Here is a 14181-nt window from a genome sequence, read left to right as displayed (position 1 = left end):
ATGTATGTAGCCGTCAAGGGCGGGGAAGCCGCCATTGCCAATGCGCACCGCCTCCTCGCCGACCGCCGTCGTGGCGATCGCAACCTTCCCTCGATCACCATCGAACAGGTGGTCGAACAGCTCGGCCTTGCCGTCGACCGGGTGATGGCGGAAGCCTCGCTCTATGACCGGGCGCTGGCCGCACTTGCCGTGCGCCAGGCGCGCGGCGACATGATCGAGGCGATCTTCATCCTGCGCGCCTATCGCACGACGCTGCCGCGCTTCGGCTATTCCGAGTCGGTCGACACCGCCAATATGAAGGTCGAGCGCCGGGTGTCGGCGACCTACAAGGATCTGCCCGGCGGGCAGCTTCTCGGCCCGACCTTCGACTATACCCACCGCCTGCTCGATCCGTCGCTGATCGCCGACGAAGCCGTCGCCGAACCGGCCACCAAGGAGCCCGGCGAACACGTCATGCGGGTCTCCGACATTCTCGATGGCGAAGGTCTGATCGAGGGCGACGGTGAGATGCCCGAAGGCCACGTGATGGGCGACCTCACCCGCGAGCCGATGGAGTTTCCGATGGCCCGCGACCTGCGCCTGCAGGCGCTCGCCCGCGGCGACGAGGGTTTTCTGCTGGCGCTCGCCTACTCGACCCAGCGCGGCTACGGCCGTACCCACCCCTTCGTCGGCGAAGTGCGCATCGGCGAAGTGGAGGTCGAATTCGACCTGCCCGAACTCGGCTTTGCCGTCTCGCTCGGCACCATCCGCGTCACCGAATGTCAGATGGTCAACCAGTTCATGGGCTCGGCCAAGCAGCCGCCGCAGTTCACTCGTGGTTATGGCCTCGTCTTCGGCCAAAGCGAACGCAAGGCGATGTCGATGTCGCTGGTCGACCGGGCGCTCCGCACAGACGAGTTCAACGAGGATATCGTCGCACCCGCCCAGGACCAGGAATTCGTCATCTCGCACGCCGACAACGTGCAGGCGACCGGCTTCGTCGAGCATCTGAAGCTGCCGCACTATGTCGATTTCCAGGCAGAACTCGATCTCGTCCGCCGCATGCGTCGGGACTACGAGGCGGCCAACTCCGGCGAGACCGCGAAGGAAAAGCGGGAGGCGGCAGAATGATCATCCAAACCAACATGGACAGCGGACGTTCAGTCGCCGCCACCGTCCCCACCGCCGCAATCTCCGCCCTCTCCGGCGAAACTGACACCGGCTTCGCCGCCTCCATCGTCCTTCCCCGGTTTAGCGCTGAATATGTTGGCCACGTAGGCACCAACGATGAAAGCCACAACAAGCCAGGGGAGTATCTCGCTCAATTCTTGGCTCCGTCACCGATCGACTATTTTGAGGGTAATCAGCAATGAACGACCTCGCCACCTATAATTTCGCCTATCTGGACGAACAGACGAAACGGATGATCCGCCGCGCGATCCTGAAGGCGATCGCGATACCCGGCTACCAGGTTCCGTTCGCCTCGCGCGAAATGCCGATGCCCTATGGCTGGGGCACCGGCGGCGTGCAGGTGACCGCCTCGATCCTCGGACCGGAAGACGTGCTCAAGGTCATCGACCAGGGTGCCGACGACACCACCAACGCGGTCTCGATCCGCGCCTTCTTCCAAAAGGTCGCCAATGTCGCCGTCACCACGCGGACGAAGGAAGCGACGATCATCCAGACGCGCCACCGCATCCCGGAGGAAAAGCTCTCGGAAGGCCAGACGCTCGTCTACCAGGTACCGATCCCGGAACCCTTGCGCTTCCTTGAGCCGCGCGAGACCGAGACACGCAAGATGCACGCGCTCGAAGAATACGGGTTGATGCATGTGAAGCTCTATGAGGACATCGCCCGCAACGGCCATATCGCCACGACCTATGCCTATCCGGTCAAGGTCGAGGGCCGCTACGTCATGGATCCGTCGCCGACGCCGAAGTTCGACAATCCGAAGATGCACATGTCGGAAGCGCTGCAGCTTTTCGGTGCCGGCCGCGAAAAACGCATCTATGCCGTTCCGCCCTATACCGACGTCGTCAGCCTCGACTTCGATGACCATCCCTTCGAGATCCAGAGCTTCGACAAGCCCTGCGCACTTTGCGGCGCCGAGGACGTCTATCTCGACGAGGTGATCCTCGACGACAAGGGCGGGCGCATGTTCGTCTGCTCCGACACCGACCATTGCGAAGACCGCCGCGCCTGCGGCCATGCAGGTCACATGCTTGCCCGAAAGGAGGCAGCAGAATGAGTTCCGTACCGCTTCTCAAAGTGAACGACGTCTCGAAATTCTACGGAAGCCGCATCGGCTGCCGCAACGTCTCCTTCGAACTCTATCCAGGCGAAGTGCTCGCAATCGTCGGCGAATCCGGCTCCGGAAAGACAACGCTGCTCTCGTGCCTGTCGACCCGGCTGATGCCGACCTCGGGCATCGTCGAATACCACATGCGCGATGGCCAGTACCGCGACCTTGCCCACATGGGCGAGGCCGAGCGTCGCTTCCTGATGCGTACCGACTGGGGCTTCGTGCACCAGAACCCGGCCGATGGTCTGAGGATGACGGTCTCGGCCGGTGCCAATGTCGGCGAACGGCTGATGGCCGTCGGCGACCGCCACTACGGCAACATCCGCGCCGCCGCGAGCGACTGGCTGGAGCGGGTGGAGATCGGCATCGACCGCATCGACGACCAACCGCGCGCGTTTTCCGGCGGCATGCGCCAGCGCCTGCAGATTGCCCGCAACCTCGTCACCTCCCCCCGTCTCGTCTTCATGGACGAGCCAACCGGCGGCCTCGACGTCTCGGTTCAGGCGCGCCTGCTCGATCTGGTGCGTGGTCTCGTGCACGACCTCGGGCTTGCCGCCATCATCGTCACCCACGATCTCGCCGTCGCCCGCCTTCTTTCCCACCGCATGATGGTGATGAAGGACGGCGCGGTCATCGAACAGGGGCTGACCGACCGCGTGCTCGACGATCCGCGCGAGCCCTATACCCAGCTCCTCGTCTCCTCGATCCTGCAGGTCTGACGCATGATCCCGAAAAGTGAAAATCCGTTTTCGGTCAGGATCATGGGCAAAGGAAAGTAAGAACCATGGCAACTCCTCTCGTTGTTTCTGAAGTCGCAAAAAGCTTCACCATGCATCTGCGTGATGGCGTGCGCCGACCGGTCGTCGCCAACGTCTCGTTCTCGGTCAAAGCGGGCGAATGCGTCGTTCTCGGTGGCCCATCCGGTGTTGGCAAGAGCTCGATCCTGAAAATGCTCTACGGCAATTACGGCGTCGACGAAGGCCAGATCCTGATGGATCACGACGGCAAGCTCGTGAACCTCGCAACGGCCGAACCGCGCACGGTGCTCGAAGTTCGTCGCACCACGCTCGGCTACGTCAGCCAGTTCCTGCGCGTCGTGCCCCGCGTTTCGGCGCTGGACATCGTCGCTGAACCCTTGCATGCGCGCGGCACCCCGATCGAGGAAGCACGCGCGCATGCGGCCGAACTCCTGAGCAAGCTCAACCTGCCGCGCGAACTCTGGAGCCTGCCGCCGGCCACCTTCTCCGGCGGCGAACAGCAGCGCGTCAACATTGCCCGCGGCTTCATCACCGACCACCGGATCCTGCTTCTCGACGAGCCGACAGCCTCGCTCGACGCGAAGAATCGTGCCGTCGTGGTCGAACTGATTGCCGGGAAAAAGGCCAAGGGCACGGCGCTGATCGGCATCTTCCATGATGAGGAAGTGCGCGACGCGGTTGCCGACCGCATCCTCGACGTATCGGCCTTCTCGCCCCGAAAGGCTGCCGCATGAGCCAGAAACTCGGGCTCGAGCCCTTCATCCATCCGACGGCGAGCGTCAACAATTCGACGCTCGGCCGCTACACCGAGGTCCAGGAGCGCTCTCGGCTCGACGAGGTCGAGTTCGGTGACTACTCCTACATCATGCAGGACGGCTCGATCTGGTGCGCGACGATCGGCAAGTTCGTCAACATTGCCGCAGCCGTGCGCATCAACGCCACCAACCATCCAACCTGGCGGGCAACCCTGCACCATTTCACCTACCGCGCGCCCAATTATTGGGACGATACCGAGCTCGACCATGACCTTTTCGCCTGGCGACGGTCGAACCGGGTGACGATCGGCCACGACGTCTGGATCGGCCACGGCGCCACGATTCTTCCGGGCGTCACCGTCGGCAATGGTGCCGTTATCGGCGCGGGTGCCGTCGTCTCGAAGGACGTCGAGCCCTACACGATCGTTGGCGGCGTACCGACCAAGCTCATCCGCGCCCGCTTCAACGAGGGCATCGGCGAGCGCATGGACGCCCTTTCGTGGTGGGACTGGGACCACCAGCGCCTCCGCCGCGCGCTTGATGATTTCCGCGAACTGACGGCGGAAGAATTTCTCGTGCGTTACGCCTAGTCCTTCGACAACAGACGATGCCGGGTTGCTCGGCATCGTCTCCAGCTACTGGCCGTCGCTACGGCCCGTTCACCAGCCTTAAGATCAACTGGTGAATGTTACCGCCGGCAGTCAGCTCGACCTGGTCGAAATCACGGCTGCGCTGCCGCTGCGTTTTTGAGAGTGCGCCGAGGCGCTCGGTCATTACTGTCCTGATCTTGCGGCATTTAGGGTCGTCGGGAACCGTCAGCCCCAGTGTCGCCTGCTCGATCGCGCGCACCATCTCTTTGATGAAGTCGCCATGCACGAGTTCATGCTTGCGCACGCCGTCGATGAAGACTTCCCAGTTCTCGCGGACACCTGACGGCAGAGACCTTGCCGGTTTCGGCAACGTATAGGTGATGATCAGCTTCGGCTTTGCGGTCGTCAGCACGCAGGCGCCGCCCTGTTCCTCGTATTTCCGCGTCCAGGTCAGCTTGAAATTGGTGTGGGCGATCGCCCGGCCCATCCCCGCCTTCGGCCCCCGTTCGCCGATCGAGGCATAAAGTTCCGCGCCGGTCTGTCCAGAGATTACGTAGGGCGCTTCCTTCTCGACCGCCTGCCACTCTGCAAAAGCGGTCGGAGGTGCGGATGCGAGGCAAAGGGCTACAACGCCCAGGCAAAGGCTTTTCTTCAATCCGACCCCTCGATGCTCGGCCCTCTGGCGGCATAACTCCTGGCCGCCTTCCTTAAACGCGAATCTGCTGATGGCAACAGATCAAAATGCAAAGGCACCGCGCGCGGTGAAAGCGTACGATGCCTTTGTTGTCACCTCAGGTCTTGTGGAGCCCGTTGTGGGAGGTGCAACGGGGCTGACCAATCGACTTTAGTTGACGGCCGTCAGCGTCATCGAGGTGCCGGTGGCGGCAAGGTTGAGGCCGATCTGGCCGGTCAAGCTGACGGTCTGCAGATGGATTGAACCGGAGGTCCCGCCAACGAGGATGTTGGCACCAATGCCGGCGCCCACGGTCGCTTCCGCCGTTGCGCCCTGATAGAGACCACCGAGCGAGCCGCGGTGGTAGCCGGCGGTCGGCGCGAACACGGCCCAGATCAGACGGCTCTGCGTCGTGAAGCCGACATCGACGCCCATCTTGCGGATGGCGCCCGAATAATGGTCGGAAGCCTCAGCTCCCATCGTCGAGCGGAAGACGCAATCGACTTCCTTGGCGGAGCCGAGCACGTAGCCGACGCCGCCGGCGATGTTGCAATCGAGATAGCCGATCTTGACGCCATTGCTGGTGTCCGGCTCAGGTTGCGGTTGGACAATCGCGAGATCGGCTGCGTTTGCGGCCATCGCGCCAGCGAGAACCAGAGACGCTGCGGACACCTTCACGGCAAAACTCTTTTTCATTCTTGTCTCCTTCTCGGAACGTCAGAAATGATTGGCATTTGACCGGCGGCACACGAACTCAAGCACATTGCGCACGCTGCAGGAAAACAAAGCCATAGCCTGCCTTCGGGCAATTCCATGGCAGGCTTTGGTTAGCCGAGAAAATTGGTGGGGTTTTCCCAACGATGACCAGAGATTGTGTTGAAAAAGCCACGCCGAGCGCACGCCTGGCTGAGTTTGCATCGCCCAAATACGGAGGGCGACCGCGCTCGCGGGCGAAGGATTCGGCCCGGTGAGAGGCACTTGCACGCGAGAGATTGCGATCGGACGGACCTGTCGGCGCCCGATCGCAGGTTTGGCGACGTCAGGCCTTTGCAGCTTGCGTCAGGAACCCGTCGGCAACACGTGCCGTCAGCGCCAGCGACACTGCGCCGGCATCCGGATGGCCGATGCTCTTTTCGGCGAGCGGGCGGGCCCGGCCGAGCTTCGGCGTCAGGCTGGAGGTTGCCTCGGCCGCTTCGGTTGCGGCCCTGGCTGCAGCCTTCCACGCTTCGATCAGGCGATTGCCGGCGGCAAACTCGCGCTCCAGCGTTTCGACAAACGGCACCAGCGCATCGACGAGCGTCTTGTCGCCGACGCGCGCGCGGCCGAGGCGCGTGACGCCATCTAGTGCGCGGCGTGCACCATCGACGATGGCGGCGTCCGAAGGCGCACTCTCGTCGTCGAAGGCGTTGCTCCACGAACGCAGCAACAGGCCCCAGATCGCACCGGACGTGCCGCCAGCGCGGTCCGCCCAGGCATCACCTGCAGCCGCCAGGACGCTTGCAGCGCCGGCGCCAGCCGCGACCGCCGTCTTTGCCGCCTCGTCGGCTGAGGCCGAACCGCGGCGCATGCCCTGGCCGTGGTCACCATCACCAGCGAAGGCATCGATGCGGCCGAGTGCGTCTTCCGCCTGCTTCAACGCTTCGGCAATCTCGCCGATCAGTCGGGCAATGCACTTGCCGCTCGCCTTTGAAGCATCGGATGCGGGAGCGAAGGTCTGCGGGCCGTCCTCATCCTTGATCTCGTCGGTCGCGGGCTCTGATGCGATGATCGTGCCCTTGCGCAGCACTGGCGCATCGCACGCCGCGCGCCAATAGGTCTCAAGCTCATCGTTCAACCACATCAGTGTCAACGAGCATCCCTGCATGTCCAGGCTGGTGACGAATTCGCCGCATTCAGGATCGACGATCTCGAGGCCCGCCGCCTTCAGTTCCTTTTCGATCGCCACCCAGAGGACGAAGAGCTCTTCATACTTGGTCGAACCGAGACCGTTCAAAAGCGGCGCAACCTTGCGAACATCCGTCGGGCGTTCGGCCAGCAGCTTGCCGACCAGAAGCTTGGCGAACTCGCTTGCCGAAACCATCTTTTCTTCACTGACGCCCGGCTCACCGTGGATGCCGAGACCAAGCGCCATCTCGCCCTTCGGCACGGTGAAGAGCGGCGCCTTGGCGCCCGGAAGCGTGCAGCCGCCAAAGGCGACGCCGAAAGACACGGTGCGGTCATTGGCGAGACGCGTGACGCGCTCGACCTCATCCAGGTTGAGGCCGGCTTCGGCTGCAGCACCCGCGATCTTGAAGACGACGAGGTCGCCGGCGATACCGCGGCGCTTGGCCGGTGTTTCGGCCGAGGCGCTGGCAACGTCGTCCGTCACCGGCACGATACGCACGTCGATGCCCTCGGCCTGCAGGCGTTCGGCGGCGACACCGAAGTTGAGCACGTCGCCGGCATAGTTGCCGAAGCCGAGCAGCACGCCACCGCCCTGATCAGCCTGGCGGCAGACGCGGGCAACGGCCGCAGTCGAGGGAGAGGCGAAGACATCGCCGGCAACAGCCGCATCCGCCATGCCCGGACCGACATAGCCGGCAAAGGCGGGATAGTGTCCGGAGCCGCCGCCGATGACGACGGCGACCTTGCCCTTTGGCACCTTGGTCGAGCGAACGACGCCGCCCTTCATGAGACGGACGTTGCGTGCATAGATCGAGCTGAAGCCGGCAAGCGCAGTCGTCGCAAATTCTTCCGGTGCGTCAAAGATTGTGGTCATCGCGTCTCTTCCCTTATTCGCGAGGCAGGATGCGCCTCAGATAATCCCGATTGGCGGCGCTGACGGAGAGACCGTCGCCGCCGTAATGTTCGCAGAGAAACGGGCTGTTGAAGCCATGGGCAAGCGCCATGCGGATCGCGGCGCGGTAATTGATCACACCGAACTCCAGTGGCGCCGGGTGCGTGACTACTAGGCCCGACGTTTCGTCCTCGGTGCGGTAGTAATTCTTGACGTGCCAGTACTTCGCGAATGGCGCGACCTTGGCCATCATCTGCTGCCAGTGCTCGACCGGACGGTGCAGGCGAACGAGGTTGCCGAGATCCGCATTGATGCCGACATTCGCCAATCCAACATCGGTGACGAAGCGCACGGCACTGTCGGCGGAGCCGATATAGGTATCCTCGTACATTTCGAGCGCCAGCTCGATTCCGAGTTCCTCCGCATGACGGCCGAGCTCCCGAATACGCTGAACCGCCTTTTGCCAAATGGCGGGATCCTCAGGGTTCTTCACGCCGTCGACCGTCCAGAACCAGAGCGCTTTCTTTTGCGCGTCGGTCAGCGGGCCAAAGAAGCCGAAAGAAACGGAGTCCGCACCGATAGCCGCTGCGGTTTCAATGACCCTGTGCCCGTAGGCGAGGTACGCGTCACCATGCTCGGGATCGATCACGCTGCGCCGCGAGGTCGAGATCGCCGGCATGGTGAGTCCTAGGTCGCGGGTGAGCTTGACGAAACTGTCGAGTCGTGCCGGCGAAAGGTCAGCGAGCCGGATCCAGCTGTCTGTGGGGTCGAGTTCGGTGAACCCGGCATCGACGACGTCGGCCAGCGTTTCGGCCCATTGTTCGACAGACTGATCCTGCACCGAACTGCCGTCCGCCATCACGTTCGGATACTGGATCATCGCAGCTGCGATCGGCCAGGTTTCACGGGTCCATTTGCGCGTTGTGTTCGCCATGGCTCTCTCCTCACCATTCTCCCGATCATTTCATCGTTTCAGCGAAACGATGAAATGATCCAATTCTTTGAAGCAACGCAACTGCGAAGGGAAAGCCGCTTCAAGCTTTTCCTGAAATTGTACGAGGTCGGGGATGCGGCGGCTCCGTCAAGCCGCCGCGCTGCCGTCACCATGCGGGTGGGCCGCATCATGCTTGCGCTTGCGAACCAGGCCGACCAGCCCGAAGACAAGCGGCGACAGCAGAAGCGCAAGGGCGAGTGCCATCAGAGACGAAACCAGCGGGTTCGACCAGAAGATGTTCAGGCTGCCGCCGGAGAGAAGCATCGACTGGCGGAAGGCATCCTCGGCCTTGTCGCCGAGCACCATGGCGAGCACCAGCGGCGCCAGCGGATAGTCAAGCTTCTTGAAGACATAGCCGAGCACGCCGAAGCCGATGACCAGAAAAATGTCGGAGACCGAGTTCGCCACCTGGTAGGCGCCGGAGAAAATGACGGCGACGATGATCGGGCCGATGATCGCAAAGGGCACACGCAGGATCGACGCATAAAGGGGCACTGTGGCGATCACCAGGAAGACGGCGACGACGTTGCCGAGATACATCGAGGCAATCAGGCCCCAAACGAAATCCGGGCGCTCGGTAAAAAGCATCGGGCCGGGTGTGAGGCCCCAGATCATCAGGCCGCCCATCATCACGGCAGCGGTTGCCGAACCGGGAACGCCGAGCGCCAGCATCGGGAGCAGCGCAGAAGTACCGGCGGAGTGGTCGGCGGTTTCGGGCGCCACAACGCCGCGCGGATCGCCCTTGCCGAACTTCGACTTGTCGCGCGCCGAGCGGCGGGCAACGCCGTAGCTCATGAAGGAGGCCGCCGTCGGGCCGGCAGGCGTGATGCCCATCCAGATGCCGATGATTGTCGAGCGCAGGATCGTGAACCAGTAGCGCGGGATCTCGATCAGCGTACGGCCGATCTCGACGAGCTTGACGCGCGCCTTGATGCCCTCGAAGCGCAAGCCTTCTTCCGTCGTCAGCAGCAATTCGCCGATGCCGAACAGGCCCATGACAGCGATCAGGAAGCTGACGCCCTTGATAAGGGTCGGGATGTCGAAGGTTAGCCGCAGATCGCCGGAGATCGTGTCCATGCCGATCGAGGCCAGCGCAAAGCCGAGCATCATCGAGACGAGCGTCTTGAAAGGCGATTGCGCGCCCATGGAGATGAAGCTTGCGAAGGCGAGGAAATAGACCGCGAAATATTCCGGCGACGAAAAGCGTAGCGCAAAGTTCGCGACCCAGCCGGAGAGCAGCGTGATCATGACGACGCCGGCGAGCGCGCCGATACCGGCGGACACGAAGGCGAGCGTCAGCGCTCGGCTTGCCTGGCCTGCTTTCGCCATCGGGTAGCCGTCGAAGGTGGTGGCCACCGACGAAGGCTCGCCGGGAATGTTGAAAAGGATCGATGTGGTCGACCCGCCGAAAAGTGCGCCCCAATACATGCAGGAGAGCAGAATGATGGCGGAGATCGGGTCCATCGAGAAGGTCAGCGGCAACAGCAGCGACACGCCGTTCGGCGCGCCGAGGCCTGGCAGCACGCCGACCAGAATGCCGAGCGTGACGCCGACCATCATCAGCAGGATGTGGTTCCAGCTGAGGATGTGGCCGAAGCCATCGATCAGGAGACCGATATTTTCCATGTTGTTCCTCCCGGGAAAACGTGGGCGGTCGGGATCAGTAGATCCCGAACCAGGCCTCGACCGGTCCCTTGAGCAGCGGAACCTTGAAACCGATTTCGAATACGATGAAGAAGAACAGCGAGACGGCGACGCCGGACGGCAGCGCGATCCACCATTTGTAGCGACCCTGGAACAACATCGTTCCTGCGATGTAGAGCGCCGTGCCGACATAGAGGCCGAGCCACGCGGAAACGCCGGCAAAAGCGATCAGCGGCAACAGGAACGACGAGATCACCTTGGCGCGGTGGCCGTCGATGAAGATCTCGCCCGTGCCGCGATGCTTGACGAAAGCGTGGATCGCGTTCACAGCGCTTCCGAGTAGGATCAAAAGGCCGACATAAAAGGGAAAGTAACCGGCTTCCGGCCCGAATTCGGTCCATCCCGCACCGATATCGAGAGATCCGTAGCAGACCGCAGCACCAAAGGCGCCGGTCAGGGCAGCAACGCCAAGCTCAACCGCGAAGCGGGAGACCCCATTCGCACTGTTCTCGCTCATGATCGTGACCTTTCAAAGCGAACGACGGGCGCCTGAAGGCACCCGTCTCATTGTCCCGCCCTTAGTTGGCGAGCCAGCCTTCGCGCTTCAGCACTTCGCCGACGGCAGCACCATCCATTTCGATGGCGGCCTTGAAGTCGTCACCGGAGATGTAGGACGGCGACTGCGAGGTGTCGGCGAGGTACTTTGCCCATTCCGGCGTTTCCGAAACCTTGCGCATCAGGTCCGCATAGAACTTGACCACATCCTGGTCAACGCCGGCCGGCAGCCAGACGGTGCGCGGCATGGAGTAGTTGTCGATGGCGATGCCCGATTCCTTGCAGGTCGGGATATCGCTCCAGGCCTTGTCGCCGGCAACCTTCGTTTCGTTCGAAAGCTTGACGCTCTTGAAGACGCAGAGCGGCTTGACCATGCCGGCCTGCCACTGGCCGAGGTTTTCGCTCGGATTGTTGACGTTGGCGTCGAGGTGCTCACCGGCAAGCTGGACGGCTGCTTCACCGCCGCTCTTGAACGGGATGTAGTTGATCGTAGCACCGGTCGCCTCGTTGATCATCGACGTCAGGATCTGGTCGACGTCCTTCGACTGGCTGCCGCCGATCTTCAGGCCGCCTTCCTTCGCCTTGGCGGCAAAATCTGCTGCGGTGTTGTAGGAGGCCTTGCCGTTTACCCAGAGAACGAATTCGTCGGAAGCGAGCGCCGCGACCGGCGTCAGGTCGTCCGCCTTGTAGGGAACCTTGGCGCGGACAGGCAGCAGGTAAGCGTTGTTGGTGCCGAAAGCGAGCTTGTAGGCGTCGCCCTTGTTGGTCGCCGTGTAGACGAAACCTTCGGCACCACCGGCGCTGCCCTTGTTGGTAACGACGACCGGGGCCTTCATCAGTTCGTACTTGCCGATGATCGCCTGGATCGTGCGGGCGAAGATGTCGGTGCCGCCGCCCGGACCTGCCGTGACGACGAATTCAACTGGGCGCTCGGGTTCGAAGGCTGCGGCCGGAGCAGCAACGCCGAAGACGGCTGCCATGATGCATGCGATGGAGACGGTATTCTTCAAGTCGGGTCCTCCCGTTTTTGTGGTTCTGCGGCGCAAGACCTCCTCCTGCGCCGTTATTGCGTGAAAGCGTGCGAAATCAGGCGGCAGCCTTGAGCGCCGCCTTTTTCTTCGCCATGCGCACGGCAAGCAGCAGCGCTTCGCGACTGGCGCCGACGTCGGCAATGCCCTTGCCGGCGATGTCATAGGCGGTGCCATGGGCCGGCGTGCAGAGCGCGAAAGGCAGGCCGCCCATCATGGTCACGCCCTTGTCGAAGCCCATCAGCTTCATGGCGATCTGGCCCTGGTCGTGATACATGGTGAGGACGGCGTTGTAGCCTTCCTTCAGCGCGCGACCGAAAACGGTATCGGCCGGGAACGGCCCCTCGACGTTGAAACCGAGCGACTTCGCCTTCTCGACGGCCGGCTCGATGATATCGATCTCTTCCATGCCGAAGCTACCACCGTCGCCGGCGTGCGGGTTGAGACCGGCAACCGCGATCTTCGCCTCTTCGTAGCCCGCCTCCTTGAGGCAAGCCTGGGTCAACTCCAGCTCGGCGATGATGCCGTCAACTGACAGGTTGTCGGCGACTTCCTTAAGCGGAATGTGGGAGGTGACCCGTGCGTTCCAGACCTTTTCGAGAACGTTGAACTCGCGAACCTTGCCGGTGAAGCCGAGGACGTCCGCAACGAAGCGGATTTCGTCGTCATAGCCCGGGTAGGCGAAACGCATGGCCTTCTTGTTGAAGGGCGTGAAGCAGACGGCGTCGGCCTTGCCCGCATGCGCCAGTTCGAGCGCGGTGCGGAAGTTGCAGGTCGCAAAGGTGCCGCCCGCAAGCGTCGCCTCGCCGCGCACGACGTCGGCAGGATCAAGATGCGCGAGATCGACGAAAACGTGACGCGACGTGCCGGCTTTTTCCAAATCCTCAAGCGTCGACGACTCGAGGTCGAGTGTCACGCCGGCAGCCTTGGCACCCTCATCCAGGATCCTGCGATCGCCAATGGTGATGATGTGTGCGGCTTCACGGATATCGGAAAGCGCCAGCAGCTTTGCCGTGAGCTCCGGGCTGATACCCGCGGGATCGCCCATGGCGAGCGCGATGACAGGACGCGCGCCGTTACCGGCAGCACCGTTGGTCGTCATGTGAGATGTCCTCCGCTTCATTCTTTCGGCTACCGTCATACGTTATTCAAAATTCTGCATCAAGTCTTTTGTATTCTGTATGCAGCATTTTCTGTTGACGATGGAACGGCCGGTCTCCATGCTTTAATGAGACAGCGCTGATTCAATCGGCGCGAACGGGAACAGATGGTCGACGCCGAGTCGCCAGGTGCAGAAGCAAAACAATGAACGAAATCACATCACTGGAGAGACGGCCGGATGGCGGCCCCGGCCCGATCAGGCGCACGGCACTGCACGACACGCTGGTCAGCCACCTGCGCGACATGATCATCGAGGGCGACCTGTCGCCGGGCACCCGCCTGCACGAAGGCCAACTCGGCGAGCAGCTCGGCGTGTCCCGCACGCCGCTGCGCGAGGCCATCAAGTATCTGGCGAGCGAGGGACTGGTGGAGCTCGTTCCGAGCCGCGGCGCCGTCGTCAAGCGCTTCAGCGCCAAGGACGTGCACGACATGCTGACGGTCCTGCAGACGCTGGAGGAGCTTGCCGGCAAGCTCGCCTGCGAGGCGGCAAGCGATGCCGGCATCGCCGAAGTGCGCGCACTTCACGACGAGATGGTCCAGCGCTACAACGCTGGCGACCGGCTGCAGTATTACAAGCTCAACCAGCAGATCCATTCCGCCATCGTCCAGCTGGCGGCAAACGCCGCCTTGGCCGATATGCATGGCATTCTGCAGACACGGCTGAAGCGCATCCGCTTCATCGGCCACGAGGGGCCCGAGAAATGGGCGGCAGCCGTTGCCGAACATGAAGAAATGATCGTCGCGCTCGAAGCCCGCGACAAGGCAAAGCTCTCCGAGGTTCTCGGCCGTCACCTGATGAATGCCTGGGAGCGTGTAAAAGCTTCCGTTTGATTCTTCGAGACGGACAATAATCGCCCGCCACGCGCGGCAATTCGAAGGGCGCCCATTGGGCGCCCTTCCTCATTCGGTGCCCAAATGTTGCAGCCGCGCGAATAGGGTTGGCGGAAGCTGTTTCCCGAATAAGAC

The 14181-nt window shown here is 62.6% G+C and carries 15 protein-coding genes; 7 read left to right on the top strand and 8 right to left on the bottom strand.

Annotated elements, in window-relative coordinates; all coding sequences use genetic code 11:
- From PWG15_RS22515 to PWG15_RS22490, 6 genes are all read left to right on the top strand, one after another.
- Complete coding sequence (locus tag PWG15_RS22515) at positions 1-1110, top strand: carbon-phosphorus lyase complex subunit (protein WP_275026228.1); 1110 nt, start codon at positions 1-3, stop codon at positions 1108-1110.
- The gene (locus tag PWG15_RS22510) at positions 1107-1352 is read left to right on the top strand and encodes a hypothetical protein (protein WP_275026227.1); all 246 of its coding nucleotides are present in this window, start codon (positions 1107-1109) and stop codon (positions 1350-1352) included. The genes PWG15_RS22515 and PWG15_RS22510 overlap by 4 nt, the downstream gene beginning before the upstream one ends.
- Positions 1349-2227 (top strand): alpha-D-ribose 1-methylphosphonate 5-phosphate C-P-lyase PhnJ, encoded by an 879-nt coding sequence (locus PWG15_RS22505; protein ID WP_057251652.1) that lies wholly within the window; start codon positions 1349-1351, stop codon positions 2225-2227. The genes PWG15_RS22510 and PWG15_RS22505 overlap by 4 nt, the downstream gene beginning before the upstream one ends.
- Positions 2224-3000: a phosphonate C-P lyase system protein PhnK gene (phnK, locus tag PWG15_RS22500; protein ID WP_275026226.1), complete on the top strand. Its 777-nt coding sequence runs from the start codon at positions 2224-2226 to the stop codon at positions 2998-3000. The genes PWG15_RS22505 and phnK overlap by 4 nt, the downstream gene beginning before the upstream one ends.
- Before the next feature lie 65 nt (positions 3001-3065).
- Complete coding sequence (gene phnL / locus PWG15_RS22495; protein ID WP_275026225.1) at positions 3066-3773, top strand: phosphonate C-P lyase system protein PhnL; 708 nt, start codon at positions 3066-3068, stop codon at positions 3771-3773.
- Positions 3770-4384: a DapH/DapD/GlmU-related protein gene (locus tag PWG15_RS22490; RefSeq protein WP_275026224.1), complete on the top strand. Its 615-nt coding sequence runs from the start codon at positions 3770-3772 to the stop codon at positions 4382-4384. The genes phnL and PWG15_RS22490 overlap by 4 nt, the downstream gene beginning before the upstream one ends.
- A gap of 58 nt (positions 4385-4442) precedes the next feature.
- Here PWG15_RS22490 and PWG15_RS22485 read toward each other — a convergent pair whose 3' ends face one another.
- The 8 genes from PWG15_RS22485 to PWG15_RS22450 all read right to left on the bottom strand — a co-directional run bounded on the left by PWG15_RS22485 (position 4443) and on the right by PWG15_RS22450 (position 13156).
- A complete protein-coding gene (locus PWG15_RS22485) occupies positions 4443-5039 on the bottom strand; it encodes a DUF922 domain-containing Zn-dependent protease (RefSeq protein ID WP_275026222.1) in 597 nt (198 codons plus the stop codon).
- A 189-nt stretch (positions 5040-5228) separates the two neighbouring features.
- Positions 5229-5753, bottom strand: a complete 525-nt coding sequence (locus PWG15_RS22480; protein ID WP_275026221.1) for a DUF992 domain-containing protein — start codon at positions 5751-5753, stop codon at positions 5229-5231.
- Between the two features lie 343 nt (positions 5754-6096).
- The gene (locus PWG15_RS22475; RefSeq protein ID WP_275026219.1) at positions 6097-7815 is read right to left on the bottom strand and encodes a dihydroxyacetone kinase family protein; all 1719 of its coding nucleotides are present in this window, start codon (positions 7813-7815) and stop codon (positions 6097-6099) included.
- 13 nt (positions 7816-7828) lie between these two features.
- Positions 7829-8767, bottom strand: coding sequence for a sugar phosphate isomerase/epimerase family protein (locus tag PWG15_RS22470; protein ID WP_275026218.1), 939 nt, complete (start codon positions 8765-8767; stop codon positions 7829-7831).
- A 147-nt stretch (positions 8768-8914) separates the two neighbouring features.
- Positions 8915-10453 (bottom strand): tripartite tricarboxylate transporter permease, encoded by a 1539-nt coding sequence (locus PWG15_RS22465; protein ID WP_275026217.1) that lies wholly within the window; start codon positions 10451-10453, stop codon positions 8915-8917.
- Between the two features lie 34 nt (positions 10454-10487).
- Positions 10488-10988 (bottom strand): tripartite tricarboxylate transporter TctB family protein, encoded by a 501-nt coding sequence (locus PWG15_RS22460; protein WP_275026216.1) that lies wholly within the window; start codon positions 10986-10988, stop codon positions 10488-10490.
- A gap of 61 nt (positions 10989-11049) precedes the next feature.
- Positions 11050-12036: a tripartite tricarboxylate transporter substrate binding protein gene (locus PWG15_RS22455; protein WP_275026215.1), complete on the bottom strand. Its 987-nt coding sequence runs from the start codon at positions 12034-12036 to the stop codon at positions 11050-11052.
- Positions 12037-12112: 76 nt separating this feature from the next.
- Entirely contained in the window at positions 12113-13156 is a 1044-nt protein-coding gene (locus PWG15_RS22450; protein ID WP_275026214.1) for a 4-hydroxythreonine-4-phosphate dehydrogenase PdxA, read from the bottom strand.
- Between the two features lie 203 nt (positions 13157-13359).
- Here PWG15_RS22450 and PWG15_RS22445 point away from each other — a divergent pair, with 203 nt between their 5' ends.
- Entirely contained in the window at positions 13360-14046 is a 687-nt protein-coding gene (locus tag PWG15_RS22445) for a GntR family transcriptional regulator (RefSeq protein WP_275026213.1), read from the top strand.
- Positions 14047-14181: the final 135 nt, after the last annotated feature.

Origin of the sequence: Ensifer adhaerens (assembly GCF_028993555.1) — a bacterium.
GTDB lineage: Bacteria > Pseudomonadota > Alphaproteobacteria > Rhizobiales > Rhizobiaceae > Ensifer > Ensifer adhaerens_I.
The sequence above is the reverse complement of the archived record's forward strand: the minus strand, read 5'-3'. Positions and strand labels throughout refer to the sequence as shown.

Excerpts from the sequence above, each read along its gene's own strand:
- PWG15_RS22515 (WP_275026228.1), top strand. The coding sequence starts at position 1 with ATGTATGTAGCCGTCAAGGGCGGGGAAGCCGCCATTGCCAATGCGCAC.
- PWG15_RS22510 (WP_275026227.1), top strand. The coding sequence starts at position 1,107 with ATGATCATCCAAACCAACATGGACAGCGGACGTTCAGTCGCCGCCACC.
- PWG15_RS22505 (WP_057251652.1), top strand. The coding sequence starts at position 1,349 with ATGAACGACCTCGCCACCTATAATTTCGCCTATCTGGACGAACAGACG.
- phnK (WP_275026226.1), top strand. The coding sequence starts at position 2,224 with ATGAGTTCCGTACCGCTTCTCAAAGTGAACGACGTCTCGAAATTCTAC.
- phnL (WP_275026225.1), top strand. The coding sequence starts at position 3,066 with ATGGCAACTCCTCTCGTTGTTTCTGAAGTCGCAAAAAGCTTCACCATG.
- PWG15_RS22490 (WP_275026224.1), top strand. The coding sequence starts at position 3,770 with ATGAGCCAGAAACTCGGGCTCGAGCCCTTCATCCATCCGACGGCGAGC.
- PWG15_RS22480 (WP_275026221.1), bottom strand. The coding sequence starts at position 5,753 with ATGAAAAAGAGTTTTGCCGTGAAGGTGTCCGCAGCGTCTCTGGTTCTC.
- PWG15_RS22475 (WP_275026219.1), bottom strand. The coding sequence starts at position 7,815 with ATGACCACAATCTTTGACGCACCGGAAGAATTTGCGACGACTGCGCTT.
- PWG15_RS22470 (WP_275026218.1), bottom strand. The coding sequence starts at position 8,767 with ATGGCGAACACAACGCGCAAATGGACCCGTGAAACCTGGCCGATCGCA.
- PWG15_RS22465 (WP_275026217.1), bottom strand. The coding sequence starts at position 10,453 with ATGGAAAATATCGGTCTCCTGATCGATGGCTTCGGCCACATCCTCAGC.
- PWG15_RS22460 (WP_275026216.1), bottom strand. The coding sequence starts at position 10,988 with ATGAGCGAGAACAGTGCGAATGGGGTCTCCCGCTTCGCGGTTGAGCTT.
- PWG15_RS22450 (WP_275026214.1), bottom strand. The coding sequence starts at position 13,156 with ATGACGACCAACGGTGCTGCCGGTAACGGCGCGCGTCCTGTCATCGCG.
- PWG15_RS22445 (WP_275026213.1), top strand. The coding sequence starts at position 13,360 with ATGAACGAAATCACATCACTGGAGAGACGGCCGGATGGCGGCCCCGGC.